The organism is Acinetobacter sp. TWP2-2-3 (assembly GCF_049896445.1).
Taxonomy (GTDB): domain Bacteria; phylum Pseudomonadota; class Gammaproteobacteria; order Pseudomonadales; family Moraxellaceae; genus Acinetobacter.
Genome location: NZ_JAFCUI010000014.1, coordinates 1 through 26,923, shown reverse-complemented (window position 1 = coordinate 26,923; position 26,923 = coordinate 1). Strand labels below are relative to the sequence as shown.

27 protein-coding genes and 1 pseudogene are annotated in these 26,923 nt (G+C 43.8%); 16 read left to right on the top strand and 12 right to left on the bottom strand.

Going from position 1 to position 26,923, the window contains the following annotated elements; all coding sequences use genetic code 11:
- Positions 1-203: 203 nt before the first annotated feature.
- From rpmH to mnmE, 5 genes are all read left to right on the top strand, one after another.
- The gene (gene rpmH, locus ACP7AK_RS13995) at positions 204-338 is read left to right on the top strand and encodes a 50S ribosomal protein L34 (protein ID WP_000831329.1); all 135 of its coding nucleotides are present in this window, start codon (positions 204-206) and stop codon (positions 336-338) included.
- A gap of 29 nt (positions 339-367) precedes the next feature.
- Positions 368-760 carry a ribonuclease P protein component gene (gene rnpA, locus ACP7AK_RS13990; protein ID WP_425880141.1) on the top strand — a complete coding sequence of 131 codons (393 nt, stop codon included), beginning with the start codon at positions 368-370 and terminating at the stop codon, positions 758-760.
- Between the two features lie 9 nt (positions 761-769).
- Positions 770-1,090: a membrane protein insertion efficiency factor YidD gene (yidD, locus tag ACP7AK_RS13985; protein WP_004281931.1), complete on the top strand. Its 321-nt coding sequence runs from the start codon at positions 770-772 to the stop codon at positions 1,088-1,090.
- Between the two features lie 5 nt (positions 1,091-1,095).
- Positions 1,096-2,859 carry a membrane protein insertase YidC gene (gene yidC / locus ACP7AK_RS13980; protein WP_425880140.1) on the top strand — a complete coding sequence of 588 codons (1,764 nt, stop codon included), beginning with the start codon at positions 1,096-1,098 and terminating at the stop codon, positions 2,857-2,859.
- Between the two features lie 92 nt (positions 2,860-2,951).
- A complete protein-coding gene (mnmE, locus tag ACP7AK_RS13975; RefSeq protein WP_044111657.1) occupies positions 2,952-4,310 on the top strand; it encodes a tRNA uridine-5-carboxymethylaminomethyl(34) synthesis GTPase MnmE in 1,359 nt (452 codons plus the stop codon).
- Between the two features lie 44 nt (positions 4,311-4,354).
- Here mnmE and ACP7AK_RS13970 read toward each other — a convergent pair whose 3' ends face one another.
- A complete protein-coding gene (locus ACP7AK_RS13970) occupies positions 4,355-5,500 on the bottom strand; it encodes an MFS transporter (RefSeq protein ID WP_425880146.1) in 1,146 nt (381 codons plus the stop codon).
- 379 nt (positions 5,501-5,879) lie between these two features.
- Between ACP7AK_RS13970 and ACP7AK_RS13965 the strand changes: the two genes are divergently transcribed.
- Positions 5,880-6,581: a DsbC family protein gene (locus ACP7AK_RS13965; RefSeq protein WP_425880139.1), complete on the top strand. Its 702-nt coding sequence runs from the start codon at positions 5,880-5,882 to the stop codon at positions 6,579-6,581.
- A 94-nt stretch (positions 6,582-6,675) separates the two neighbouring features.
- Here the strand turns inward: ACP7AK_RS13965 and ACP7AK_RS13960 are convergent, their stop codons facing one another.
- The 3 genes from ACP7AK_RS13960 to guaD all read right to left on the bottom strand — a co-directional run bounded on the left by ACP7AK_RS13960 (position 6,676) and on the right by guaD (position 9,186).
- Positions 6,676-6,933 (bottom strand): GlsB/YeaQ/YmgE family stress response membrane protein, encoded by a 258-nt coding sequence (locus ACP7AK_RS13960; RefSeq protein WP_004281926.1) that lies wholly within the window; start codon positions 6,931-6,933, stop codon positions 6,676-6,678.
- A gap of 172 nt (positions 6,934-7,105) precedes the next feature.
- Positions 7,106-7,633: a hypoxanthine phosphoribosyltransferase gene (gene hpt / locus ACP7AK_RS13955; RefSeq protein WP_004647133.1), complete on the bottom strand. Its 528-nt coding sequence runs from the start codon at positions 7,631-7,633 to the stop codon at positions 7,106-7,108.
- A gap of 224 nt (positions 7,634-7,857) precedes the next feature.
- The gene (gene guaD, locus ACP7AK_RS13950; RefSeq protein ID WP_425880138.1) at positions 7,858-9,186 is read right to left on the bottom strand and encodes a guanine deaminase; all 1,329 of its coding nucleotides are present in this window, start codon (positions 9,184-9,186) and stop codon (positions 7,858-7,860) included.
- Positions 9,187-9,284: 98 nt separating this feature from the next.
- On the opposite strand from guaD, the pseudogene ACP7AK_RS13945 reads away from it, so the two are divergent.
- Positions 9,285-9,857 (top strand): annotated as a pseudogene (locus ACP7AK_RS13945) (nucleotidyltransferase family protein).
- A gap of 40 nt (positions 9,858-9,897) precedes the next feature.
- On the opposite strand, the gene ACP7AK_RS13940 reads toward ACP7AK_RS13945, so the two are convergent.
- Entirely contained in the window at positions 9,898-10,863 is a 966-nt protein-coding gene (locus tag ACP7AK_RS13940; RefSeq protein WP_004728997.1) for a TerC family protein, read from the bottom strand.
- A 331-nt stretch (positions 10,864-11,194) separates the two neighbouring features.
- On the bottom strand, positions 11,195-12,388 hold the full coding sequence (locus tag ACP7AK_RS13935; protein WP_425880137.1) for a sugar transporter: 1,194 nt from the start codon (positions 12,386-12,388) through the stop codon (positions 11,195-11,197).
- Positions 12,389-12,543: 155 nt separating this feature from the next.
- On the opposite strand from ACP7AK_RS13935, the gene ACP7AK_RS13930 reads away from it, so the two are divergent.
- Positions 12,544-12,822, top strand: coding sequence for a GNAT family N-acetyltransferase (locus ACP7AK_RS13930; RefSeq protein ID WP_005094867.1), 279 nt, complete (start codon positions 12,544-12,546; stop codon positions 12,820-12,822).
- A 31-nt stretch (positions 12,823-12,853) separates the two neighbouring features.
- A complete protein-coding gene (locus tag ACP7AK_RS13925) occupies positions 12,854-13,144 on the top strand; it encodes a GNAT family N-acetyltransferase (protein ID WP_071851291.1) in 291 nt (96 codons plus the stop codon).
- Here ACP7AK_RS13925 and ACP7AK_RS13920 read toward each other — a convergent pair.
- Complete coding sequence (locus tag ACP7AK_RS13920; RefSeq protein ID WP_071851289.1) at positions 13,137-13,484, bottom strand: hypothetical protein; 348 nt, start codon at positions 13,482-13,484, stop codon at positions 13,137-13,139. The genes ACP7AK_RS13925 and ACP7AK_RS13920 overlap by 8 nt on opposite strands.
- Before the next feature lie 196 nt (positions 13,485-13,680).
- Here ACP7AK_RS13920 and ACP7AK_RS13915 point away from each other — a divergent pair, with 196 nt between their 5' ends.
- The gene (locus tag ACP7AK_RS13915; protein ID WP_253138706.1) at positions 13,681-14,154 is read left to right on the top strand and encodes a BLUF domain-containing protein; all 474 of its coding nucleotides are present in this window, start codon (positions 13,681-13,683) and stop codon (positions 14,152-14,154) included.
- 63 nt (positions 14,155-14,217) lie between these two features.
- On the opposite strand, the gene ACP7AK_RS13910 is transcribed toward ACP7AK_RS13915, so the two are convergent.
- The 3 genes from ACP7AK_RS13910 to ACP7AK_RS13900 form a co-directional block, all read right to left on the bottom strand.
- Positions 14,218-15,300 carry a zinc-dependent alcohol dehydrogenase family protein gene (locus ACP7AK_RS13910; RefSeq protein ID WP_425880136.1) on the bottom strand — a complete coding sequence of 361 codons (1,083 nt, stop codon included), beginning with the start codon at positions 15,298-15,300 and terminating at the stop codon, positions 14,218-14,220.
- Positions 15,301-15,665: 365 nt separating this feature from the next.
- Positions 15,666-17,030, bottom strand: a complete 1,365-nt coding sequence (gene mpl, locus ACP7AK_RS13905; RefSeq protein ID WP_005264469.1) for a UDP-N-acetylmuramate:L-alanyl-gamma-D-glutamyl-meso-diaminopimelate ligase — start codon at positions 17,028-17,030, stop codon at positions 15,666-15,668.
- A 61-nt stretch (positions 17,031-17,091) separates the two neighbouring features.
- A complete protein-coding gene (locus ACP7AK_RS13900) occupies positions 17,092-17,268 on the bottom strand; it encodes a hypothetical protein (RefSeq protein ID WP_409655296.1) in 177 nt (58 codons plus the stop codon).
- A gap of 4 nt (positions 17,269-17,272) precedes the next feature.
- On the opposite strand from ACP7AK_RS13900, the gene ACP7AK_RS13895 reads away from it, so the two are divergent.
- Positions 17,273-17,614, top strand: a complete 342-nt coding sequence (locus ACP7AK_RS13895; protein ID WP_005245571.1) for a DMT family protein — start codon at positions 17,273-17,275, stop codon at positions 17,612-17,614.
- Between the two features lie 6 nt (positions 17,615-17,620).
- Here the strand turns inward: ACP7AK_RS13895 and ACP7AK_RS13890 are convergent, their stop codons facing one another.
- The gene (locus ACP7AK_RS13890; protein WP_005245572.1) at positions 17,621-18,901 is read right to left on the bottom strand and encodes a DUF2254 domain-containing protein; all 1,281 of its coding nucleotides are present in this window, start codon (positions 18,899-18,901) and stop codon (positions 17,621-17,623) included.
- Between the two features lie 284 nt (positions 18,902-19,185).
- Here ACP7AK_RS13890 and purE point away from each other — a divergent pair, with 284 nt between their 5' ends.
- The 3 genes from purE (at position 19,186) to ACP7AK_RS13875 (ending at position 22,840) form a co-directional block, all read left to right on the top strand.
- Positions 19,186-19,698, top strand: coding sequence for a 5-(carboxyamino)imidazole ribonucleotide mutase (purE, locus tag ACP7AK_RS13885; protein ID WP_005094870.1), 513 nt, complete (start codon positions 19,186-19,188; stop codon positions 19,696-19,698).
- Between the two features lie 15 nt (positions 19,699-19,713).
- Positions 19,714-20,835: a 5-(carboxyamino)imidazole ribonucleotide synthase gene (locus tag ACP7AK_RS13880; protein ID WP_425880135.1), complete on the top strand. Its 1,122-nt coding sequence runs from the start codon at positions 19,714-19,716 to the stop codon at positions 20,833-20,835.
- Between the two features lie 712 nt (positions 20,836-21,547).
- Positions 21,548-22,840 (top strand): lytic murein transglycosylase, encoded by a 1,293-nt coding sequence (locus ACP7AK_RS13875; RefSeq protein WP_425880134.1) that lies wholly within the window; start codon positions 21,548-21,550, stop codon positions 22,838-22,840.
- Positions 22,841-22,943: 103 nt separating this feature from the next.
- Here ACP7AK_RS13875 and ACP7AK_RS13870 read toward each other — a convergent pair whose 3' ends face one another.
- Positions 22,944-24,071, bottom strand: coding sequence for an anhydro-N-acetylmuramic acid kinase (locus ACP7AK_RS13870; protein WP_216986459.1), 1,128 nt, complete (start codon positions 24,069-24,071; stop codon positions 22,944-22,946).
- 80 nt (positions 24,072-24,151) lie between these two features.
- Here ACP7AK_RS13870 and tyrS point away from each other — a divergent pair, with 80 nt between their 5' ends.
- Positions 24,152-25,366, top strand: a complete 1,215-nt coding sequence (gene tyrS / locus ACP7AK_RS13865; protein ID WP_004647151.1) for a tyrosine--tRNA ligase — start codon at positions 24,152-24,154, stop codon at positions 25,364-25,366.
- A 531-nt stretch (positions 25,367-25,897) separates the two neighbouring features.
- Positions 25,898-26,191, top strand: a complete 294-nt coding sequence (locus ACP7AK_RS13860) for a hypothetical protein (protein ID WP_005104912.1) — start codon at positions 25,898-25,900, stop codon at positions 26,189-26,191.
- The last annotated feature ends 732 nt before the right edge of the window (positions 26,192-26,923 follow it).

Sequence of the window (26,923 nt, the reverse complement as noted above, 5' to 3'; positions counted from 1 at the left end):
ATAACTTATATATATTTATATAACAATAACTTAATTTGTGATTAACTTGAATTGAACTATTTTTTATTAAGTTCTCCGAAAAAACAGGGGCTTTATCTTTTTTGATCTTATTTGAAAAGAAAACTGCTTTTGCATTGACAGCTCAAGCAATGAGCACTAAAATCGCGGACCTTCATAGAAAGATCATTTTTTGGAGTTTCAATATGAAACGTACATTCCAACCGTCTGAATTAAAGCGTAAGCGTGTTCATGGTTTCCGTGCTCGTATGGCTACTAAAGCTGGTCGTCAAGTATTAGCTCGCCGTCGTGCAAAAGGTCGTCATAGCTTAACTGTTTAATCAGTTACGCTAAGACGATTTTGGGTGTTATGACAAAACTTTATAGTTTTGGCACAGAGTTGCGATTACGCTGTGCTGCCGATTATAAAGGTGTCTTTGATGGTGCGCTTTTTAAAGTGCATCAACCCCATTTCTTATTTCTTGCAAAACATTCCGAACTGCCAAGTAGCCGTTTGGGTTTAGTTGTTGCCAAGAAGAAAGTGCGACGTGCACACGAAAGAAATCGAGTAAAACGACTTGCTCGCGAAAGTTTTCGCCTGCATCAACAGCAATTAGATGACTTAGACATTGTAATCATGCCGAAAATGGGTGTTGAAGCAGTGCCTAATGCAGAATTGCACCAGCAATTACAATTTGCCTGGCAGAAACTGAACCGTCTTGCCAAAAAGCATTCAAAAATAGCCCCCTCCCCACAAAAGTAGAGTTGGCCAATGGTACGTTTACTGCATTGGTTGATCCGTTTCTATCAGATTGCGATTAGTCCTCTTCTTGGACCGCGCTGTCGTTATATTCCAACTTGTTCTCAATATTCCTTGGAAGCAGTCCAGATGCATGGCGCTGGGCGTGGAGTGTGGCTGGCTACTAAACGTATTTGCCGTTGTCATCCGTGGGGGGGCTCGGGATATGATCCTGTTCCCTCAAAAGCGATTCGTTTTATTTCATTTCAGCAAATAGATTCTCAAACGCTTCACGTTGCTGTACCCTTTCGTGATCGTTTATTGAACCAAAATCACTCTCACCACTTGGGGTAATACATATGCAACAATGGGCCAGGATTGCAATTCTCGGAGCCATGTTTGTTGTCGCATATTTGCTCATTTTGGCGTGGCAAAAAGATTATGGAAATGCTGAAACAAAACCGCAGCAGGAAACTGCTATTGTTTCGCATGACGTATCTGCAGATTTGCCAAATGGTCAGACGGCTACAGTTGCCTCTGATCTGCCACAAGCAAATGTGCCAGCACAGCAAGCCACGGATGCCACAGCACCTGTAAGTCAGCAGCTTATTTCAGTACAAACTGACCTTTATCACCTTTGGATCAATCCTAAGGGTGGTGATATTGTTCGTATTGAATTACTCAATCATGACAAGAACAAAGACAGCGATGAACCGTTCGTGATGCTGGAAAGCGATGCGAAACGTACTTATGTCGCCCAGTCTGGCCTGATCGGTCTGAATGGACCGGACAGCAGCCGTAACGGCCGTCCAATGTATGAGCTAGAAAAAACTGCTTATACCCTGGCAGATGCGAAAACAGTCAAATCCAAAGATGGTGAAAACCTGAAAGTATTGTCTGTACCGCTAGTGTTTAAAACCGCTGACGGGATCGAGATTATCAAGACCTTCAATTTCACTGAAGGTGAATATCCGGTCGTGGTAAATCACAAAGTGGTTAACCGCAGTGGCCAGACCTGGCAAGGTCAGATGTTCGGTCAGATCAAACGCGATAACTCGGAAGATCCAGGCAAATCTGATCAGGGGATCTTCACACTGGGAACATTCCTGGGCGGTGCATGGGGTACCCCGGACGAGCAGTACAACAAGCTTAAATTCGACAACTTTGTTGAAGAAAAAGTCAGTACTGAAGCGACAGGTGGTTGGGTGGCAATGGTACAGCACTACTTTGTCAGTGCATGGGTTCCAGGTCAGCTAAAGTTGACTCAAGGCAATGGCGAAGCTTATAGCGCCAAGCTTGAATCACGTAAATCAACCGATAACATGAACATCATCGGTTTTACCTCCCCGACGTTCAATGTGCCAGCAGGTACAGTAGCTGAAATTGATGCGACTTTCTATTCAGGTCCAAAAATCCAGTCAGAACTGAAAGATTTGGCTGCGGGTTTAAACCAGACCGTTGATTATGGTTGGTTATGGCCAATTGCGAAATTACTGTTTGTTGGTCTTGAATTCTTCCATGGTCTGGTGGGTAACTGGGGCTGGGCAATTATTCTGTTGACCATCTTGGTGAAAGTGATCCTGTGGCCATTGTCGTCGAAGAGCTATCGCTCGATGGCGAAAATGCGTGTGATTGCGCCAGAAATGCAACGCATGAAAGAAGAGTTCGGTGAAGACCGCATGCGCTTCTCTCAAGAAATGATGGCATTGTACAAACGTGAACAGGTCAATCCGCTTGCCGGCTGTTTACCGCTGTTATTACAAATGCCGATTTTCCTGGCCTTGTACTGGGTGTTGATGGAATCTGTGGAACTGCGTCATGCGCCATGGATGCTGTGGATTCAGGATTTGTCTTCAATGGATCCTTGGTTCATTCTGCCGTTGTTGATGGGCTTGACGATGTATATCCAACAGTCGTTAAATCCACAACCAACTGATCCAATGCAGGCGAAAGTCTTCAAGTTTATGCCGATCATTTTTACCGTATTCTTGTTGTTCTTCCCGGCAGGCTTGGTTCTGTACTGGATCGTCAACAACTTGATCACGATTCTGCAACAAACTTTGATTAACAAGTCTGTTGCCAAAGATCGCGCGAAACGTGATGAGGCCACTCCAGTCAACTAAGTTGTACGGATAGGCTGAATAAATCCGCTTAAGATGGTAATCTTAGGCGGATTTTTTTTGGCTGTACTTTTGAGTCTTTGCAGGTGAATTTTATGCTCAACCGAACCACAACTATTGCTGCGATTGCAACTCCACCAGGACGTGGCGGCGTTGGGGTGATTCGCCTGTCAGGTCCGAAATCCTATGAAATTGCCCAGCAACTGACGCAAAAAGAGCTGCCCAAAGCCCGTTTTGCCGGTTTCCGCCAGTTCTACGATGCAGCAGGTGAAGTCATGGATGAAGGACTGGCGATTTGCTTCCCGAATCCAAACTCGTTTACCGGTGAAGATGTAGTGGAGCTACAAGGTCATGGCGGTCCGGTGATTCAGAATGCCCTGCTTGGCCGTTTGCTGGAACTGGGCGCCACTGCAGCCAAAGCGGGTGAATTCTCGATGCGTGCCTTTGAAAATGGCAAGCTGGATCTGGTGCAGGCTGAAGCAATTGCCGACCTGATTGATGCAACTTCGCAAGCGGCTGCACGTTCTGCGGTGCGTTCACTGCAAGGAGCTTTCTCGACCAAAGTCAATGCAGTCCTTGAGCAGCTGATTCATCTGCGTCTGCATGTGGAAGCCGCGATTGATTTTCCGGAAGAAGAAATTGATTTTCTCGCAGATGGCAAGATTTTAAATCTGCTAGATGGCGTATCCAGTGCCGTCACTCAAGTACAGCAATCCGCACGTCAAGGTCAGTTGTTACGTGAAGGTTTACAAGTCGTAATTGCGGGTAAACCGAATGCCGGTAAATCTTCGTTGCTGAATGCATTGGCTGGAATTGAACGCGCAATTGTGACTAATATTGCCGGCACCACCCGTGATGTCTTGCATGAAAAGATTACTTTAAATGGTCTGCCGATTACCCTGACTGATACTGCGGGCCTGCGTGAAACTGGCGATATCGTGGAAAAAGAAGGAATCCGCCGCGCGATTAAAGAAATCGAACAGGCCGATTTATTGCTTTTGGTCTATGACTTAAGTCAGGGCGAAGATCCGCTGCAACTTGCTCAGGAATATTTTGCTGAACATATAGAACCGAAACGTTTAATGCTGATTGGCAATAAATGCGACCTGACCGGTGCTGAAGCCGTGATTGGCGATTTAAATGGTTTCCGGCATATTGCAGTCTCTGCCAAGCAAGAAACTGGCGTTCAAGCGCTCATAGAGGCGATTACAGCGCATGCAGGCTTCCAGCCTGAGGAAGACACCTTTATCGCACGTACCCGTCATTTAGATGCAATGAAGCGCACTCAGCTCTATCTGGCTGAGGCGCGTGAACAACTGGTGGTGTATAACGCCGGTGAACTGGTAGCGGAGTCCTTACGTCTGGCGCAAAATGCATTGGGTGAGATCACTGGTGATTTCAGTGCAGATGACCTGCTGGGCAAGATCTTCGGTTCATTCTGTATTGGAAAGTAATTATTTAATAAAACATCAAAAAAGCCCTCAACTGAGGGCTTTTTTTAGGCTGGTTGATGAGATTTTTGATACGCCCACCACAGCGCAAAACACAATAGACTGATCGCGATACAAAAGCTGATCACAGCGAAATCCAGCCCCCAGTGATCGGCCAGATAACCCACAGCAATGATAGGGACAATAGTGCCCAGATAGGCAATAAACAGATAGGTCGACATGACGGCTGCACGGTTGTCTAAGCTGGTCATTTGATGAATCAGTGCAAAAGCACCCATCAGGGCAAACCCATGGCCAATTCCAAAGCAAATATCACTGATAAAAAATAGCAGGCTGATTTTCGAATACATGCATAGTGCTAAAATGATCAGGCTCAAGCACATCATCATCAGGCCGATATTCAGACATTTAGACGCTGCGACCGCTTTGGCCATAAACTGCACGATCACTGAAACCACTAAGATACTGGTAATGGCCAGTCCGCTGACCAGAGGGCCATGCCAAGGTAAAATATTTCGGACAAAGGATGGCGACAGGGAAGCAAACAGGCTAAAGGCGGCAAAGGCACTAAAAGCTGTCACTGCAATAATCATAAACACACGATGAAACTGGGCTTCAGGTCGTTGCAGTTTAGGCGCCATGCTAAAGGGCTGCACCTCAAACTTGGGTGCTTTAATCCAGAACAGGCCAATCAGACACAATACGGCACCCAAAATAATCGGCAAATATGGCATCACCAAAGGCGCAGCGGAAAACTGCGCAATCACGCCACCGACCAAAGGTCCCAAACCAAAACCCATTGCAGTAATGATTGAAATCAGTTGCGGTGCAGTGTGCTTATGGCTTTCCGGGATGGTATGCATTAAACCCATCATGGCAGAAGTGGTCATCAAGCCCGAGGCAATCCCAATAATAAAACGGCCAATCGAGAGGATCAGTGCATTCTGGGCAAAAACGGAAATGATCAGACCCAGCGTGATCAGGGCCAGACCAATTTGCAGGGTCCGTAAAAATCCGATGCTGTTACTGGTTCTGCCCAAAAACAACAAGGTCGAGAGACAGCCAAACATATAGGCGACAAAAATGTAGGTGATCTGGCTGGGAAGCAAATGCCAGAGCTGTTGATAAATCGGATAAAGCGGACTGGCCAAAGCAGTACCAATCGTTCCCATCATTAAAGCCAGGCTGACCATCAAGAACGGTCGCCAGCTGGTCGTTATTGTCATGAAAATGCCGTTATAGTGTTGATCCTTGGCCAATCCATGTCAGGGCGTAGCGAGGAAAATAAAAAGTGTCTGCAGTTTAGAATGGATGCAGAAAATCGGTCAAGGTTGAATGAGTAAGATATTTATCATTTAAAATATTTTAATTATATAAAACAATTGCTTATTGTGAATATTTATGTGATTTCTAGATATCTTGAAGTTCAATCTAACGCTATACATGGTGTTCCACGTGAAACATTATGAGCTTATTTAACTGAGTGTAAACAGTAACATAAATGTTTGAGAAATTTAAAAGCAGAGCGATTAGAATCGAAGCATATTCTTATCCAATTCATGTAGAACATTCATGTTAAAAAAAACACTGATCATTAGTTTAAGTACATTTATTTCAAGCTTCGCATTTGCCAATATTGATACGGTACAAGCTAACTTGGCAAAAAACAGTCCCAATTTAAAAATTGAAAATATTCAAACCACGGAGATGAAAGGCATCTATAGCGGTTCCATGCAGGGCCAAGTGGTTTATCTAAATGAAGATGCCAAACATCTGATTGCCGGCCCGATGCTGCGGATTCAGGATCAACATAATCTGACCCGCGATTTAATGCTAAAACAAAATAGTATCGACTGGAAAAAATTACCGCTTCAGGATGCAGTGAAAAGTGTAAGAGGTACGGGTAAACGTCAGATTGCCATCTTTTCTGACCCAAATTGCCCGTATTGTAAAAAGCTTGAGCTAGAGCTGAAAAAATTGAATGACTTGACCATTTATACCTTTATTCTTCCTTTAAAACCCCAGTCGGTTGCTCCTTCAAAACAGGTGTATTGCGAGTCTAATCCAGCTCAGGCATGGGAAAATCTGATTGCTCAAGGGATTCAACCTAAATCGAAAAAAAGTTGCGCCAATCCGATTGAACGGAATAAAAAACTGGCTCAGTCTATGGGCGTGAATGGTACTCCTGCGATTATTTTTTCCAATGGTTTTAAGGTGATAGGCGCCTATCCAGCAGAGCAGATTGAACAGATTTTTAAAGAATTCAATTTATAAAAATTAAATAAAGATATCAGTCGCTCAATATAAAAAAAGCACCTCATGGGGTGCTTTTTTTTATTAAGGTGATCCAGTCAGGCATCAGCTTGATTTAGACCGTGCGGCGTTTGGTCACCATATTATAAATAAACAGAATAATCACAGCACCAATCACGGAAGCAATCAGACCTGCTGCGGAATCTGCCGAGTACAGACCGAGCATACGACCACCAAAAGTCGCCAACAAGGAGCCGGCAATACCCAGCAAGGTGGTCATGATAAAGCCTGCCTTGTCATTACCCGGATGAATGGCACGTGCAATTAGACCTGCTACAAAACCAATGACGATCGCCACAATAATTGTCCACATATGCATACTCCTTCTTATCATGTCTTTGTTTTCACATCTGTTTAATCATCTTGAAATAAAGTCAGGATCATAAAAAGTTGAATCCTGAAACGAGATGTTATTTTTTGTTCCCGGTTTTTTCTGTATTTTAGGTATAAAAAAAGTGGCTTATGCCACTTTTTTCAACCTGATTTTAAAGACCGATTTCACCAATAAATGGCAGGTGACGGTACTTCTGGTCATAGTCCAAGCCATAACCCACAATAAATTTATCTTCAACTTCAAAGCCCATAAATTCGACCTTCAAATCGATTTCACGACGCGATGGTTTACTTACCAAAGTACACAGTTGAATCGAGTTAGGTTCACGGGTTTGCAGGATTTCGAGTACCTTGCTTAAGGTGTTGCCTGAGTCAATAATATCTTCAACCACCAGCACATCTTTACCACGGATTTCACCGTCTAAATCTTTCAGGATTTTTACATCACGTGACGATACCGTGCCACCGCCATAACTGGACACAGTCATGAAATCCAATTCATGCGGTTTTGAAATCACACGACATAAATCAGCCATAAAAATCACTGAACCACGTAATAAACCGATGAGCACAAGTTCTTTGTCACTATTGGCATAGTGTGCATTGATTTGAGCACCAAGCTCTTTGACTTTAGCTTGAATTTCTTCAGCGGAAATCATTACGCTCATTTGAACGGTCATGGGTAGATACCTAAAAAGTAAAAATAGCAAAATAAAAAAGGTGTTGACCTGCAACACCTGAATACGTCGCAATTTTAATACATCCCTAGCAGAGATGCACCTGTTTTGCTGGCTGTAAATGTAATCATTTTTTAGCCGCTGCTGAATCGCGTTTCAATAAAAAAACACAGCCCAGTGCCATTGCAGACAGGATCAAGTATTGGCGACGGCGGGATTTTTTTGTTTTATTCACTGGATGCTGCTTTGACATAAACGGCTGCTCCATAGACATAGGTGGCTGCAATATTACGGTCATCACCAAGCATGGTCAGTGCAAAAAATGCATCTTCAATATTTTTAGCTTTGCTCTGGCGTAACTGCTGTAAGGCAGTGGCATTGAGATCCAGAACCACAAAGTCGGCTTCTTTGCCAATATTAAAGTTCCCCAGGCGATCATCTAGACTCAAGGCTTTGGCACCGCCTAAAGTGGCATGATACAAGGCCTCAAAGGCAGAGAGTTTTTCGCCCTGCAACTGCTGCACCTTATAGGCTTCATTCAGGGTTTGCAGCTGATTAAATGATGTCCCTGCCCCAATGTCTGTACCTAAGCCGACTTTGACCCCTTTGTCCCAGGTCTTTTTCAGGGGAAATAAGCCACTGCCCAGGAACAGGTTTGAGGTCGGACAGAAGGCAATGGCGGAGTCGGTCTGATGCATACAATCCCATTCCTTATCTTCCAGATGCACACAATGTGCGAAGACGGACTTGCTCCCGGTTAAACCATAATGATGATACACATCCAGATAACCTTCACGTTCAGGAAAGAGTTCTTTTACCCAGGCAATTTCATTTTTATTTTCACTCAAATGGGTATGTACATACACGTCCGGATATTCACTTTTGAGCTGGCCGGCTTTTTGTAATTGTTCAGGTGTTGAGGTCGGTGCAAAGCGTGGGGTAATCGCATACAGATTCCGCCCCTGTCCATGCCACTTTTCAATCAGCGTTTTAGAGTCAATATAAGCCGTTTCTGCTGTATCCGTCAGCGCTTCCGGTGCATGACGGTCCATCAGGACTTTACCCGCAATCAGACGCATATTGCGTGTGGTTGCGGCATTAAATAAAGCATCTACGGATTCAGGATGAACGGTACAAAAGACCAGTGCAGTGGTGGTGCCGTTTTTAAGCAATTCCTGCACGAAAAATTCGGCAATTCTTTCGCTGTAGAATGCATCTTGGAACTGGATTTCAGTGGGGAATGTATAGGTATTTAACCATTCCAGCAGTTGTTCACCATAAGCCCCGACCATTTCCGTTTGCGGGAAATGAATATGGGTGTCGATAAATCCGGGAACAATCAGTTGATCTGGATAGTGTTGTAATTCAAGGTCGGTAGGAAGTCGTGACTGCCCTTCTTGCCAAGGACCAAACCACTGGATTTTACCTTCGTGAATGATGACTAAACCATCTTCTACATATCGCACTTGGTCGTGTATATCACGTGCTTGGGCAACTGTATTCTGAATATCGAGGAAGCGACCACGGATCGCTGTCGTTGCAATTACAGAAGACATTTTAAACCTACGCTTTTAATTTTTTCGATTGATTGTAGCTGAAAAAATTGCCATGTTTGTATGAACATTCATATTTAAATAGCGATCCAGATTCTTCTATGACCCCATCCAATTATTATGATCAATTTCAACAGATCGTACGTGCGCAGCCGACCTTAATGCGCATCTTGCATCAGTTAGCACAATTACACTCTGACGCTTATGTCGCAGCGGGTGTGTTACGTCATGTGATCTGGGCGCATTTACATGGCTGGGAATATGAAATAAATCATACTGAGGTCGATGTGATTTTCTATGATGAAAATGAGCAGGCTCGCGCTATAGAACAGCAACTTGCAGATCAGTTAAAAGACTATTTTCCAGATATCTGTTGGGATGTGACCAATCAAGCCTTTGTACATGAGTGGTATCGTACCGATCAAAATGAAAGTATTGAGCCTTTAACTTTAATTAGTCATGCGCTGTCATTATGGCCAGAAACTGTCACGGCCTTGGCACTGCGCCTGAAAGATGATGAGTTGGAGTTGATTGCTCCTTTCGGTTTAGCAGATTTATTTGAGTTAAAGCTGCGTTGAAATCCGAATTTAGTCAGTTATGCCGTGTTCGAACAACGCATGCTGAGCAAACAGTTTTTACAAAAATGGCCCAAATTATCCCTGATAGAACAATAAAAAAAAGCCTGCTGATGCAGGCTTTTTTGATGATTACTTTTTACAGGGTGGTTTCGTTATATTTCTTGCTATGACGAATCGACAAGATCGCGGTCACAGTCAGGACAATCACAATAAAGCTCAAAGAAATCCAGATCGGCATATGGAACACATCCAGCATCAGCATCTTAAAGCCGATAAAGACCAGAATGATCCCGAGGCCATAAGGCAGATAATGCATTTTTGAGGCTGCGCCCGAGAGCAGGAAGAACATTGCGCGCAGGCCTAAAATCGCCATCAGGTTTGCAGTGAGGACAATAAAGGGATCGGTGGTGACGGCAAAAATAGCCGGAATAGAATCGACGGCAAAGATGACATCAGAGGCTTCAACCAGGATCAGGACCAGGAACAACGGCGTTGCCCAGAGCAAACCATTTTGACGGACAAAGAATTTGTCGCCCTGAAGTTGCGGGGTAATACGCATATGTTTACGCAGCCATTTTAGAATCGCCATATCTTCAATATTGCTGTCTTCTTCATGCTGACCACGCAGGAATTTGAAGCCGGTATACACCAGGAACGCACCGAAGATATATAGAATCCAGGAGAATTCCTGCACGAACCACGCGCCAATAAAAATAAAGATAGTTCTGAGCACAATCGCACCCAGTACGCCATATAACAGCAGCTTGCGTTGCAGTGCGGGTGGAATGGCGAAGGCCGCGAAGATCATCAGCCAGACAAAGACGTTATCAATCGCCAGGGATTTTTCCAGCAGATAACCGGCAAAGTATTCCATGACCTTAGCATTGGCAATTGCCGTGCCTGCGGTCTGCTCCAGATACAGCCATAAGCCGCCACCAAATAAAGTCGCGACACTGACCCAGGCAATACTCCAGTAGGCAGCAGTACGGACTTTAACTTCCTGACCATGCTGATGCTTAAAGCCGACAAAATCGATTATCAGCATGACTGCGACAATCGCGAAAAAGACGAGATACAGCCAGAGTGTACCAATGGTTTCCATGTGAATTCTCCACATCGGACAACTAGCCATAAAAAAACCTTGACCAGTTGCCAGATGAAAAACATCTATAACAACATGATCAAGGTCTTGCCTACATCTTACTGTTCCACTTTTTTATATAAAGTGTGACTTCAAGATGCTCAGATACCGACTTTTTGCAAAGTGTAATGACGATATTCTGACACGTTTAAAAATTGAAATTTCATTCTTAAACGCTTGGAGGAGGCTACTCCCCTTGTTCAAACTAAATTTTATTTGAGCGGTAGCTCAATGTGCAGCAAGCATGACAGATTTTTGCTAAGACTACAATTTCATTTACAAAAATCATGCTTCAAGGCGCTTTCTTACCTAAGAAATCCGGACGCTGAATCAGATATAAGCTGATCAGAAAACCTAGGCTAGCCAAGATGGCTCCTACCCAGCCAATACTATGTAATCCGATATGTGCCGTTACCAGACCGCCAAGTAAGGCGCCGCCGCCAATCCCGACATTATACAGACCTGAAAAAATTGCCATGGCGACATCGGTTGCATCAGAAGCCAAATTTAAGGTCTTGGCTTGCAAGGCCAGACTAAAGCCAATAATGCTGATGCCCCAGATTAACGCCAGGCTATTGAGCTGAATTACACCCTGAGACAGGGGCAGCAATAACAGCAGCGAGATCCCTAGCCCGAGTGTAAATAGCGGAATGGTGAGTCGGGGAAAATGCGGTGCAAAGCGGCCAAATACATAAGACCCGATCAGGCCCGCACCGCCATAAATCAGCAATAAGCTGGTGGTCTGTGCAGAGCTGAATTGCGCAATATTCAGCGCAAAGGGTTCAATATAACTATAGGCGGTAAATTGCGCACTAATCACAAGCACGGTAAGCGCAAAGACCAGCATCAGGCTGGGACGTTTTAGCAAGCTTTTTAAACTGCTGAGTGAACCTGAATTAACACTTGGCAATAAAGGCAAGGTTTTGGCCAGCAGTACGCAGACCACGCTTGCCACAACTGCGATCAAGGCAAAACTATTGCGCCAGCCATAGGCCTCCCCGACCATCCGGCCAAAGGGAATTCCCAAAACCATCGCCATGGCGGTACCGGTAGCCAATAAGCCCAGTGCCTGAAACTCTTTGCCCTTTGGCGCAACCCGCACGGCAAGCGACGCCGTAATTGACCAGAACAGCGCATGCGCCACGGCAATACCAATTCGGCTCAGCACCAGAATGCTAAAGCTCCAGGCAAAATAGGACAGCACATGACTGAAAATAAACACCGCAAATAAAACCATCAGCAGAAAGCGCCGTTCAATATTTTTGGTCAGTAACATCATTGGCAAAGACAACAGCGCCACAACCCAGGCATAAATTGTCAGCATCCACCCGACCTGAGTCGGTGACATGGCAAAACTGGTACCAATATCACTTAATAGCGCCACCGGGATAAATTCGGTGGTATTGAAAATAAAGGCAGCAGAGGCTAAAGCAATCACACAGACCCATTGACGCGTCACCGAAGAGGTGGAAGAAAAGCTGGACATACATATCTGATAAAAAGAACCGGCCGGCAGTTTAAACCTGTTGAGCAAAATGCGGTATTGGTCAGAAGGACAGATTCACAATCCTTTAAAAGAAATCTAACAATAGAGCAGGGAAAAATATGTCAGTCTGGCTTAAAAACAAGGAGAGGATCGGTATGTTGATCGAGCATCAGCAACAGGACACTGGAGGTTTATGGTTTGTAGAGCCAAATGAAAAACGTCTGGCAGAAATGAGTTATTCCAGAGTAAATGAAGATCAATTAGTGATTGAACACACCTGGGTCGATGACAGCCTACGCGGACAGCACGTCGGGTATTATCTGGTCGAGGCCGCTGTGAATTTTGCCCGTGAACACGGCATCAGGATTATTCCAAAATGTCCTTTTGCCAAATCCGTGTTCGAGCGAGAGCCTCGCTTTAATGATGTTTTATAATTTTAAAATGACAACAAAGGTTTAGATTCGTATGGAAATTAAATATCAAGATTCAAAACGTGGTGGTGTATTTTTTATGGAAGATCAAGGACGTCGCCTGGCGGAGATCACTTATCAATGGCGGGGCGATGCCGTCATCATTGCCGATCATACCTGGGTCGATGATTCCCTGCGTGGCCACGGTATTGCCCGAAAAATGCTGGATGTACTGGTCGATTTTGCCCGTGAAAAAAGTTTAACCATTATCCCACAATGTTCCTATGTGGATGTCATGTTTAAACGTGACCAAAGTCTGGCCGATGTCGCAGCAACGACTATTTAACCATCCAAGGGGATTTCCCGAAAGAGAGATGGAGTCTTTCTTTCAAGGCAGGAATCAATATAACCTGTAACAGGGTATATAAACCGAAACCTGCCATCACCCCGGTCATCGCCCAGAAAATTTCTTCAAACTGTTGCAGCATCACTAAAATTGCCATGATCAGCAGGTAACTGGCATGAAAATAAATACGATGTCCAACAAATTTCAAGATCGTCCAGCTAATAAAAATTGAACTGATCAGCAGATTAGTTTGAGCGCTGAATTGCCAATTATTTAAAGTGATGATCAGGATAAAACACACACATAACAAGGCGAGGGTTAAAATCAGATCTTTTAACATCAAGTGATCCTCATGTTCATGGTAGGTGTATGAAAATATTCGTTTAATAATTTAGGCACTATTGTTAAAAGTTTAATCCAGAAATGCAAACTGAAAACCGTGTAAGCAAAAACGGATATTTGCTTAAAAAATAGTCGACTTAATTTAAAATTATTGATTAAATTGTGTTTTTAATTCTTCCCTCTAGAGAGATGGCATGATGCTACAGCTTTGCTATGCCAGTGAACGCATAGAATCTGAACAAGAGTTGTTACAAGATTTGAGCGATATTTTAGCCACTGCCCGGAAGTTCAACCTTCAGCATCAGATTCATGGGGTGTTGTATTATTCCCATGGCAAATTTTTCCAGTGCCTTGAAGGTCAGGCTGAAGTAGTGGAAAGTTTATTTCAGAGCATTTGTCAGGATCTCCGCCATCACAATGTCTTACGTTTTGCAGATGCAATGGTAGAGCAGTCCCATTTCTCGGAATGGTCAATGAAATATGTGCATAAACACAGTGAAATTTCTTCTTTATTTTCACGTTTAGGTTTGAAGCAATTTGATCCACATGCCTTGCAGCAGTCAGGAGTTGCCGAATTCCTCAAAGTGCTGTATCGCCTGGAAGAAAATCAGGCCAGTCTGGCATCGCCAAAAGGTTATAAGCAGCGTGGTTATGTCCCCTATTTTTGATCTGATGGATCAAAGCTGAAAATAAAAAAGTCCGCATGGCGGACTTTTTTTGTCTGATGTAGATTAGCTCATGTCAATCATGACTTTTAAGGCCTTCTCATTGGAGGCATGTTTAAACACATCATAGGCTTTTTCAAAATCGGCAAATTTAAAATGATGGGTCGCCAGTTTTTCTAGGGGCAATTTGCCGGAACAGCAGGTTTTCAGCAACATCCCTGTGGTATTGGCATTCACCAGACCGGTAGTAATGGTCAGGTTTTTAATCCACAGTTTGTTCAGTTCAAAACTCACCGGTTTACCATGTACGCCGACGTTGGCAATATGCCCGCCCTCTTTGACGACATGCTGGCAAATATTCCAGGCAGGCTCCACCCCCACTGCTTCAATGGCACAGTCAACCCCGCGTCCATCGGTAATCTCTAGAATCTTTTGAATGGCATCTTCTTTGGCAGAGTTGATGATATGCGTCGCGCCGACAGTCTTGGCAAATTCCAGCCGATTATCATCCATATCCACCATAATAATATTGGCGGGTGAATAAAACTGTGCGGTGAGCAGACAACTCATGCCGATTGGCCCTGCCCCGACAATCGCGACATTGTCGCCTGGTTTGACATCGCCATATTGCACCCCAATTTCATGTGAAGTTGGCAGGATATCTGAGAGGAATACGGCCACATCTTGATTCAGGCCATCGGGTAAATGATAGAGTGAGGTATCGGCAAAGGGCGTGCGTACATATTCGGCATGGGTGCCATCAATCATATAACCCATGATCCAGCCGCCTTCATTGCGACAATGGGCATAGAGCTGTTTCTGGCAGTTTTCACAGGTTCCGCAGCGGCTGACACAGGAAATAATCACCCGGTCGCCCTTTTTAAAGTTTTGCACGGCGGAACCAACTTCTTCCACAATGCCAATACCTTCGTGACCTAAAATACGTCCCTTAAAGCTGCCCTCTTTACGCGTAGCCTCCTGCTCAATTTCCGGGTTTTTACCTTTCCAGATACCCAAGTCGGTACCGCAGATGGTAACTTTTTCCAGTTTAATGATGGCATCGCTGGGATGCAAAATGGTGGGAACTGGGCGGTCTTCAAAGCGGATATCATTTGCGCCGTAATAGACCATCGCTTTCATCGTTGTCATGACACATCTCCTAATGGAATGAGGAATGAGGAATGAGAATGACCTGACTCAGCGAGAATAATGAACGCCTCGATTGCTTTTATATAGTGACAGCGATGGGCTGATTTATGATCTGGCTTTCAGGCCTATAGATACCTGTGTTCTTCTCGATTGTGCCTTGAGTGATATGGCGCTGCAATGAGTCTTGTGTACAGATTGCAACAAAAGATCATCAGGGAGGGTTCAGAGATAAATCTGCTATTTGGGTCAATATTTAAATCATAGGATTGCAGGATCAGAACAACGGTTCACTTTTTCTCAATCAACGTTTTAATATGCTAAAAAAAGCCCGCTAGGCGGGCTTCTTCACTTCACTTAAATCTGTTTTATGCTTGTAAAACAGTAATCAGCTTCTGATGCAAACCACCAAAACCACCATTCGACATAATTACTACGGCATCGCCCTCGCCTGCCTCTGCTACCACGGTCTGAATGATGTCATCCAGTGTGCGTGCAACTTTGGCCTTGTTTGGCGCAGCCTCAATGACCGGTTGCAGATCCCAGTCCAGTCCTTCCGGTTGATACCAGATCACTTCATCGGCCAGACGTGCTGAATGAGCCAAGCCATCTTTATGACTGCCCATGCGCATGGTATTGGAACGTGGTTCAATAATTGCCCAGAGTTTGCGTTCCCCTAGACGTTTGCGCGCACCTTCTAAGGTCGTATCAATCGCCGTCGGATGATGGGCGAAATCATCATAAACCTCGATACCACGGACTGTGCCTAACAGTTCCATACGGCGTTTCACCCCACCAAAATTCGATAGTGCTTCACAGGCAGTTTCAATCGATACGCCGACATGTTCAGCGGCAGCAATCGTGGCCAAGGCATTGGCCACCGAATGCTGTCCAGTCATATTCCATTGTACTTCGCCTTTGACCACGCCCTGTTGCAGCACTTTGAAATGTGAACCATCTGCTGACAATTGTTCTGCATACAGCTCAGCTTTTTCATTGGCATCCAGACTGGTGCGTACTACAGGTGTCCAGCAGCCCTGCTCCAGCACTTCATCAATATTGCTTTCAGTAATCGGCGCGATAATCCGGCCTTCACTTGGAATGGTACGAACTAGATGATGGAACTGCTTTTGAATTGCGGCTAGATCATCGAAGATATCGGCATGGTCAAATTCCAGGTTATTTAAAATTGCGGTTTTTGGATGGTAATGCACGAACTTGGAACGCTTGTCGAAGAAAGCAGAATCGTATTCATCGGCTTCGACACAGAAATATTTCCCACCACCGAGACGCGCACTTTCCGAAAAGCCCAATGGCACACCGCCAATCAGAAAACCTGGCTCCAGACCGGCTTGATCCAGTACCCAAGCCAGCATCGTGGTGGTCGTGGTTTTACCATGTGTTCCGGCGACACCCAGCACGTGTTTACCTTGCAGAACATGATCAGCCAGGAACTGCGGACCTGAAATATAAGGCAGACCTGCATTCAGCATATATTCGACTGCATCAATACCACGCTTCATGGCATTGCCGACGATCACCAGATCCGGATGAGGCTGTAAATGACTGCGGTCATAACCCTGCATTAAAGTGATGCCCGCATTTTCAAGTTGGGTCGACATGGGTGGATACACATTCAGGTCTGAACCTGTTACCTGGTGGCCCAGATCGCGTGCAAGTAGCGCTAACGAGCCCATAAAGGTGCCACAAATACCCAAAATATGCAGATGCATCTACTTTACTCCGTTCCTGTCTGACCCATCACTTTATATTGGTGCTGTTGTCATGATTTATTCAATTTGCAAGCAACGATAGCAAGGCTTTAGCTGAAAAGATAGTGAAAATTCTGGCCTTGTTGTGGGATTTTTTAAATCCTGTTTCACGGATAAATTCAAAGAAAATTTCAAAGCGATGCAATATCTTTTCGCCAAATAAACCGTAAAATAATTTCGACTTTTTTGCAGAGTGCATGCAAATGCTGCCGGCTTTATTTCTTCTGGTAATTGCCAACTGTTTTATGACCCTGGCCTGGTATGGGCATTTAAAATTTTTGCCGCATGATGCACCGCTCTGGCAAGCGATTTTGTTCAGCTGGGCCATTGCCCTGTTTGAATATAGTCTGATGATTCCGGCGACCAGATTACTGGCGCAGCAAGGACTAGCGGTGGGTCAAATGAAAATTACCCAGGAAGTCGTGACCTTACTGGTCTTCGTTCCTTTTATGATCTTCATGTTTAAGCAGCCTTTTAAACTGGATTATCTCTGGGCCGCTTTATGTCTGTGTGGATGTGTCTATTTTGTCTTCCGTACCCCTTAACTTGATCTAATGGCTCAGCTGAATCAGGGGGAAATGGCTTCTAAATTCAGAAAGTAATTTCTGCCGATCCGGTTCAAATTCTAGTTTATTCAGGCAGCGTTGGATTAATTCAATCGCCATTATTTCTGCAGCCTGTTTTAGTTCAGGTTCGGGTACATTATGTTGAATCATCGCTAAACATTTCAATATTCTCTGATTGAGTTCAATACAACCCACACAATCTCGGGCCATTGGTGCAAAACTACTGTAAATCAAATCCCCGAGATCAAAGATATCCACACTGATATGCGGACAATCCCGCTCCGGTAAATCTTCAGCGGCCTTGCTGTCAATCAGGATTCGGGTTAAGGCATCAACGGCATTAATCGCTGATCCAACATCGTTCACTGCGGGAGACATCGCTTTCTGCCCCACTTCGCTCATCACCACCACACCAAAACGCGGGTCCTGTAAAAAGCTGCGATTGGTTTCAATGATTACATGATTCAAAATGGAGTTTCGGATCTCCTGCTGCTGTTCCGGGCTGAAAGCGCGGTCGCTATATACCTCTGCCAGTGCCGTCATCGGATCCAGAAATTTTCCGGGTAGCTGGGGAAGATGGATATGCAGCTGTTGGCTGACGGCCAGTTGCTCCAGTCCTTCACTATTAAAATTGGTGAAATAGCCGGTCTGGGTACTAAAAACATGAAAGGCAGCTGCTTGCTCTGGACGTTGTCCGGTGGCACCAAAATTCGGCTGATGTCGAAACTCCGCCAAGGCCGTAGAAGCAGCGACTTCAATTTTGTGAATGGTGGTGGTGAGGTTGCCCAGTTGCGACAGGGTGTGTACCCAGCGAATCAGGATATAAATCAGGTACATCAATACCAAAATGGTACTGATAAACAGTACAAATCTACCTGCAGGACCATAATAGCCAAGCCCGAGCGCAATCTTGGCAATTACAGCATAAATAAAAGCCGAGATAAAACTGCTGATAGCAAGGCGGGTATTGTCATCACTCATCATCAGCTGATAGGCACGTGGTGTCCCGCTGGATGAGGCAGACGCAAAGGCTGCGACCATAATCGACAGGGAAAAAGTGGTGACTGCCAGCATGCTGGAAGCAATAATATCTAGCAGGCTGCTCAGAGTTTCAGTACTGATATTGGGAACAGTGCTGGTCGGGATAAAATAGCGACTGGCGATTGCAAATAGCGAGAAAAAGGTCGCAAAGACGGCGCCAAGAGCTGGCATCAACCATAAGTTTTCTGAGGGATTCTGTAGCCAGATTTTTAGTTTGTACCACATAAAAATGCCCTGCCAATGTATAGGTTTTAGTATTAAGTTATTCATTGCAAAAAAGTTTTATATTGATAGTTATACTTTTTTTTGATGTGATGTATGTCCTATTTTTGTATTTTTAGCCGCAAAATTATTGTTTTATTTTTGACCATTTTCCCAACAGATAATTTTAATTCTTGAGCTGAACTTTAGACCAAATCAATTTCAGTCTATAATAGGCAACTCCTATTCAAGCTTGGCTCTCTCGTCGAGATTTATTTTTTCTCACTTTAATCTCTGGAAAATTTGCAATGAATGCGGCTGCTGCACAAGATACTCCTCTCGTAGGTATTATCATGGGTTCTCAATCAGATTGGGCAACTCTCGAACACACTGCCAATATGCTCAAGCAGCTTGGTGTCCCATTTGAAGCCGAAGTTGTTTCTGCACATCGTACTCCAGACCGCCTGTTTGAATATGCTGAGCAAGCGCGTGATCGTGGTATTCATGTAATTATTGCCGGTGCAGGTGGCGCAGCGCATTTACCGGGTATGTGTGCAGCGAAAACTGATCTTCCAGTTTTGGGTGTACCGGTGAAATCTTCGATTTTAAACGGTGTTGATTCATTGCTGTCTATTGTGCAAATGCCAGCCGGTATTGCGGTGGGTACCTTGGCCATCGGTCCTGCCGGTGCCACCAATGCTGCCATTATGGCCGCGCAAATTCTGGGTTTGACCCGTCCAGAAATCGCAAAAAATGTTGCAGATTTCCGTGCAGCGCAAACAGATAAAGTGGCAAGTAACAATATTCCAGGCCAAGCTTAAGTCGAGACACAGATTATGGATAAAACCATCGGTATTTTTGGTGGCGGTCAGCTGGGTCGTATGATGGCGCAAGCGGCACTTCCATTAAATATTCAATGTACATTTTTTGAAGCCAGCACAGACTGCCCTTCTGCTGCTTTGGGTCCGGTGATTTCGAGCCAAGCTGAAAATGGTCTGCAAGACTTTATTAACAGTGCAGATGTATTTAGCCTGGAATTTGAAAACACGCCCCTTGCAGATGTCGATGTACTGACACAAAGCAAGCAATTGCATCCATCACGTCAGGCTTTAGCGATTGCCCAGCATCGTCTGTCTGAAAAAGCTTTGTTTGATGAACTGGCTATTCCGGTTGCACCGTACAAAGCGGTCACTTCACTGGAAAGCTTAGAGGCGGCTGTAGCTGAACTGGGCTTGCCGATCGTACTGAAAACCTCGCGTGGCGGTTATGATGGTAAAGGCCAATTCGTTTTACGTTCGACCGATCAGATGGATCAGGCCTGGGCAGAATTGGGTCCTGCAGGTGAGCTGATTGCAGAAAGCTTTGTCACATTCTCACGTGAAGTATCAATTATTGCAGTACGCGGTCAAGATGGTGATGTCAAAACCTGGCCATTGGCTGAAAATCATCATCATAACGGCATTCTGTCGCACTCGATTGTGCCTGCACCGAACAGCGCAGATTTGCAACCTGTGGCGCAAGATTACATCACTCGTCTGCTGAATCACTTGAACTATGTCGGTGTCCTAACCCTTGAGCTGTTTGTGACAGACAAAGGCTTATATGCCAACGAGATGGCACCACGCGTGCACAACTCGGGGCACTGGTCGATTGAAGGCGCCGTATGTTCGCAATTTGAGAATCATGTACGTGCGGTGGCTGGTTTGCCTTTAGGTTCAACTGAAGTGATCCGTCCAACTGTCTTGGTGAACATCATTGGTCAGCATCCAAAATCTGCAGATGTTCTGGCTCTGGAAGGTGCGCATTTGCATCTCTACAACAAGTCAGAGCGCGAAGGCCGTAAGATTGGTCACATCACCTTGATGCCAAATGACAGCGCGCAATTGTCTGTGCTTTGCCGCCAACTGGCGAAAATTTTACCGAATCCATTGGCATTGAGCGAAGATATGACCATCTAGGCTTTAACTTGCTGATAAAAAAAGCGATCACTTCGGTGATCGCTTTTTTATTTGTCTGCTTTCAGGCATGATTGCGCCTCTTTAAAAATGCCTGCCATTGGTCGGATCAGTTTTTAAATCAATTGCTTACAAACTGATCAATTGAGTATAAATATAACAATTCAATAAAACCTTTTTTACAGCTGAATTTTGCCATATTCACTTGTAGATAAGCCTGAAATCAAAGTTTGAATTTAAAACTGGAAAGTGGTTTTGAATTTAAATTCATAAAAACAAATTCAAATTTAAATCGGGCTTTGAATTTAAACTTGCGCTTTTAAATTCAAAAATATGAATTCAAATTTAAAACTGGATAAATGAATTCAAAGTTTCTGAATTTAAAAATATTAGCCCATTATTCAAATGAATTTAAAATGAAAACTAGTGTAATTAGAGCATGTTGATGATCGTGACTCGCTTTTCCTGAAACAAGTTATCCCCAGTAATTTTTAAATTCAAAACTGATTGCAAGTGTTTTGAATTTGAATTTAAAAATCCCGCTGATTTGAATTTAAATCAGGCTTGTGGATAACTCATGTTTAAATTTAAAGATTACAAAATGAATTTAAAAGTGTAGGAATTATGAATTTAAATTTACGCATTGGCGCTTTAATTTTCATCATGAGCTGCTAAGGTAGGAACATAATTCAAAATCTAAATACTCAAGGGTCTTATGCAACGGCTTGCACTTTTTATTGGTTCTGTGGTCTTGGCTGCTTCACAGGCACAGGCTGAACTTATTATTAATGGTCAACGTGTCACGCCGACTGATTTGACCTCTAGTTCAAATATCCCGAATTATGCCTCCCAAAATAATTTTCAAAACTGTCTCGCCAATTTGCGCAGTCAAGCTGTTGCTAGAGGTGTAAGCGGCAGTACCTATGATCGTTATACCCAAAACTTAAGCCCTGATTATTCAGTGATTGAACGCCTGAATTACCAGCCTGAATTTTCTACCCCAATTTGGGATTATCTGTCTGGTTTGGTGGATGAAGAACGGGTTCAGCTCGGCCGGCAAAAATTACAGCAACATCGTGAGGTGCTCAATCGTGTTGCTGCCACCTATGGTATACCTGCAGAAACGGTAGTTGCGGTATGGGGTGTCGAAAGTAATTTTGGTGATATTTCGGGGAAATATCCTTTATTACAGGCTTTAGGAACTTTGAGCTGTGAAGGTCGTCGCCAGAGTTATTTCCGTGGTGAGTTTTTTACCACTATGAAACTGTTACAGCGTGGCGATGTGCGTGAAGAACAATTAAAGGGTTCCTGGGCAGGCGCATTTGGTCATACCCAGTTTATGCCATCGACTTATGATGAGCTTGCAGTTGATTTTGATGGTGATGGCCGACGTGATCTAGTTTCGAGCATTCCGGATGCACTCGCATCAACTGCCAACTTTTTAAGCAAGCGTGGCTGGCAGAGCGGACAGCCTTGGGGTTTTGAAGTCAAGATCCCTCAAGGCATGTCGGTTTCCGGTGAAGGTCGAAGAAATAAAAAATCCTTGAGTAGTTGGATCAATCAAGGGGTGGTTCGTGCCGATGGTTCGGCATTGGTTCAAGGAAATTTATCGCAATCTTCTCAGGCCGGATTGCTTACACCTGCAGGCCCGAGTGGTCCAGTATTTTTGGTCTTTAAAAACTTTGATGCCATTTATAGCTATAACGCGGCAGAAAGTTATGCCTTGGCGATTGCGCATTTATCCGATCGCCTGCAAGGTAAAGGCTCATTTATGACCACATGGCCTACTGATGATCCGGGAACTTCTCGTGCAGAACGTCGTGAGATCCAGCAATTTTTATTGAATCGAGGTTATGACATTGGTGCGGTAGATGGTCTGATTGGAGATAAAACCCGTCAGGCGATTCGTCAGGAACAGCAGCGTTTGGGCTTAAGTCCTACAGGTCGTGCCGGTCAGCAGATTTTGCGTGCCTTTAGAAATGAAAATGCCAAAAATTTAATGCAATAAAGAGTATTCAAAAAGGAAAAAGGTCTGCATGAATGCAGACCTTTTTTGATGACTGTTTTTGAGTAGCTATATAGTCATGCAAGATAATAGTAATTCGCTGAATTTAAACAGCAGTAATCGTACCAAGCACACGATAACCAGCGGCACCAGTGACTGCAGGTAGGTTGCCATTCAGTTGATTCATAAAACGCATGGCCAGCCAGGCAAAGGCGGTGGCTTCTACCCAGGTTGGACTGAGGCCCAGATCGGCGGTAGTCTGTACGCTCCATTCATGTTTGCGCAGGCGCCAGCGCAACTGCTCCAGTAAATGTGAGTTGTAGGCACCACCACCGCAAACAAAAACCTGTCCGGTATCCATGCCAGAGCGGTAAATTGCTTTTTTAATGGCTCGGGTGGTGAGCTTTAATAAAGTCGCCTGTACATTTTCCGGAGTGTCTTCCAGTTCATCGTATTGTAGGTCATTGCGCCAGTCGGCAATCTGTTCATCTAGCCATTCCAGATTGAAATCTTCACGACCGGTACTTTTTGGGGGTTCTTTAGAGAAGAATTCGTGTGACTGCAAGCGATCAAGCAAACTGCGAATCGGGGTGCCATAGGCTGCCCAGTTACCATTTTCATCAAAAGGCTGACCGGTATAACGGGAACACCAGGCATCCATCAAGATATTGGCTGGTCCAGTATCAAAACCATAAACTTCTTCAGGCTTGCCGGCAGGCAGCAGGCTGACATTCGCTATACCGCCCAGATTTAAAATTACCCGGTGAATACTGTCATGCTGGAAAATATCCTGATGAAATGCCGGAACTAAAGGTGCTCCCTGACCACCTGCCGCCAGATCACGACGACGGAAATCTGAAATCACCGGAATCTGGGTAATTTCAGTAATGATGTTCGGGTCACCAATTTGCAGGGTAAAACCATGTTCAGGACGATGCCGGATAGTCTGGCCATGCGAGCCAATCGCCTTAATTCTGGATTTATCCAGGTTATTTTTTTCAATCAACGTATTAATACCATGACCAATCATTTGTGCCAGTGCAACATCAGCCTTGCCCATGCGGTCAATTTCATTGTCATCCGGCAAGGTCAGTGCCATCAGCTCATCCCGAAGGTCAGGATCAAATGCCAAAGTGAGTGTGGCATGAAGCTGGAGTGGATCAAAAGAAGCAGCAACAATATCGACACCATCCATGCTCGTGCCGGTCATTACCCCAATATAGATCGCTGTCATGGTTATTCTTAAGCCTGCAATATGCTGAAAAAGTGTTAGTATATCGCACAAATTGAGTAACTGATGTATTGGATTTTGTGATGTCAAATTTCCTGCCGGCTGAAGAACAACTTGCCCTCATTCAACGAGGCACCCACGAAATTATTTCTGAAGAAGACCTTCTCAAGAAATTAAAATTGAATCGTCCATTAAAAATTAAAGCGGGTTTTGACCCGACTGCACCTGATTTGCACTTGGGCCACACGGTTCTCATTAATAAGTTAAAAGTATTCCAAGACTTGGGTCATGAAGTGTTGTTTCTGATCGGTGATTACACGGCGATGATCGGTGATCCAACTGGTAAGAGCGCAACACGTCCACCATTGTCACGTGAACAGGTTTTAGAGAACGCTAAAACATATCAAGAACAAGTATTTAAAATTCTTGATCCAAACAAAACCAAAGTGGTGTTTAACTCGGAATGGTTTGCACAAAAAACTGCGGCTGATTTGATTCAACTGGCATCACAGCAAACTGTTGCGCGTATGCTTGAACGTGATGACTTCACCAAGCGTTATAACAACCAGCAGCCAATTGCGATTCATGAATTTTTGTACCCATTGGTACAAGGCTATGACTCTGTTGCGCTGGAAGCAGATGTTGAATTGGGTGGTACAGACCAAACCTTTAACCTGTTGATGGGGCGTACCTTACAAGGTCGTTATAATCAAGAAGCACAAGTCTGTATCACAGTGCCAATTCTTGAAGGTTTAGATGGCGTCAACAAGATGTCTAAATCTTTGGGTAACTATATTGGTGTATTTGATGCACCAGGCGCGATGTACCAAAAAGTGCTTTCAATGCCGGATGCATTGATTGAGCGTTATTTTGATCTGCTGAGCTTCAAAACCATTGAAGAAATTCAACAGTTGTTAAAAGAAGTGGCAGAAGGCCGTAATCCTCAAGAAGTCAAAAAGATTCTCGCGCTGGAGCTGGTCGAGCGTTTCCATGGTGCAGAAGCGGCTGCCAATGCCCATAAAGGTGCGGGCAATATCATTACTGAAGGTGAATTACCTGAAGGTACGCCAGAAGTCACTATTTCGCGTGGCGAGTTTGGTGGTGAAATCTTTATTACCTCGATTTTACGTGAAGCAGGCTTAACCAAAAATGCAGCCCAAGCTAAAGATGCATTAGGCCGTGGCGCAGTGAAAGTGGATTGGCAGACTGTAGATACGACCTATTCTGTGAAAGAGAACGTAACTTTGATTGTTCAGGCCAGTAAAAAAGCAATCGCTAAAGTCACTTTTGTTGACTAAAAAACGGATAAGTTATTGAAATAAAAGCAGGCTTCGGTCTGCTTTTTTTGTTGATGTTCTATATTTAAAAATCAAATAAGTAAAGTCAAAAAAAACCCTATGAAAACAAGAGTTAATTTTTCCCAAATCACTTGCTTTTCATCTTTATTATGTATAGGATTTATTCATCTAGAGAATTCGTTTAGAGCATCTAGAGGGTAGTAAAAATAATAGTACTCCACAACTGAGAAGTCTCTTTTCCAAGAGGCTCTTTTTAAAAGCTTTAAAGCGAATAACTATAATAATGACATAATGGATCGGGTAAAGATTCAATTCTAAGGAGGAGATTTTGGGAGAGATCTCTTCCTTTTTTATTTATTCTGATTGCGTAATCAAAATATAAATCTGCATGCCTACTCTTCTTGTTGAACAACTAAACTTAAAATTAATCAGCAAATCGAACTTAGGTGAATGACCTCTAAGGGTGAGTTCATTTCAATTGACTCCAAAAGAAAAGTGCAAAACATAAAAAATTAAAGCAGAGGTGATTGAATGTATCGCTTTCCAACAGAAGATATTTTTGATGAACAGATCGATTGCATATTACGGTTCTTATTTGAATACCAGCCGGTCGAACAAAAACAGCAACTCTATGGATCTGTCTATACTTTATTTATGCAGCTTGATCTGGCCGCGCATTACTTTTTATTTTCCCTGATTGAAGAGCAGTTACCGCGACGCGCGAAATTATTCTTTATTGCCGAGGATTATCAGGGCAAGAAAGACATGATTGTAGAAGTTATGCAGCACTGGCTTAGACAGCAACAACAGGAAAAAGTCGCTTAATGCAAAATAACAGACTTTATCTTCTATATATAAGTGATCTACGCATGGTTTTGGGATTCGAAAACTAAAAATGAATACCTCTTCTATATAGCAGCCTAAGAATAGGCTTTTATAAAAGCTTTTTACGTCAAAAATAACTCATCAATTGAGGAGTCTAGGATTTAGATCGGTTTGTTGGGCAAGGTAGGGGAATTTTGGTTTTCTTTTGACGAGCTAATTTAAATAAAAGACAAGATTTCAATATCAAAAGGCTAAAAATACTGTTTTAAATATTATTGTGATAGTTTTTAGGTCTAAATGAATTTTCAGTTATAAAAATAAAATGAAGTGTTTAGTGGGTTTATTGCATAAAAACGCTTAAAAATTAGATAAAAAAGCGATTTTTTAGTAATTTTTGTAGAAAAAAAAGACATACGTGAAAAATATAGTGAATTGGGGGTTGCAATGATTCTGAAATCCTCTAGAATGCACCCATACCGACGAGATAGATGGAAACGAACGAAGCAGAATGGCGGAGTTGTTGAGTTTATCGAAGTCCAGCTTCTGGCACTGACGAGGTGTTAGAAAGATCATTAAGAGATTATGAAGAACAACTTGTGTGGATTTTTACTGATTGATTGATCGAAATTATTTTCATTGATTGATGGTAGAAATTACTCGAAGTTTATTTGAGAAATATTTGTCAGAAAATTGATGAGCCAAGATTGGTGCCCTTTAAAGGTACTACTGATT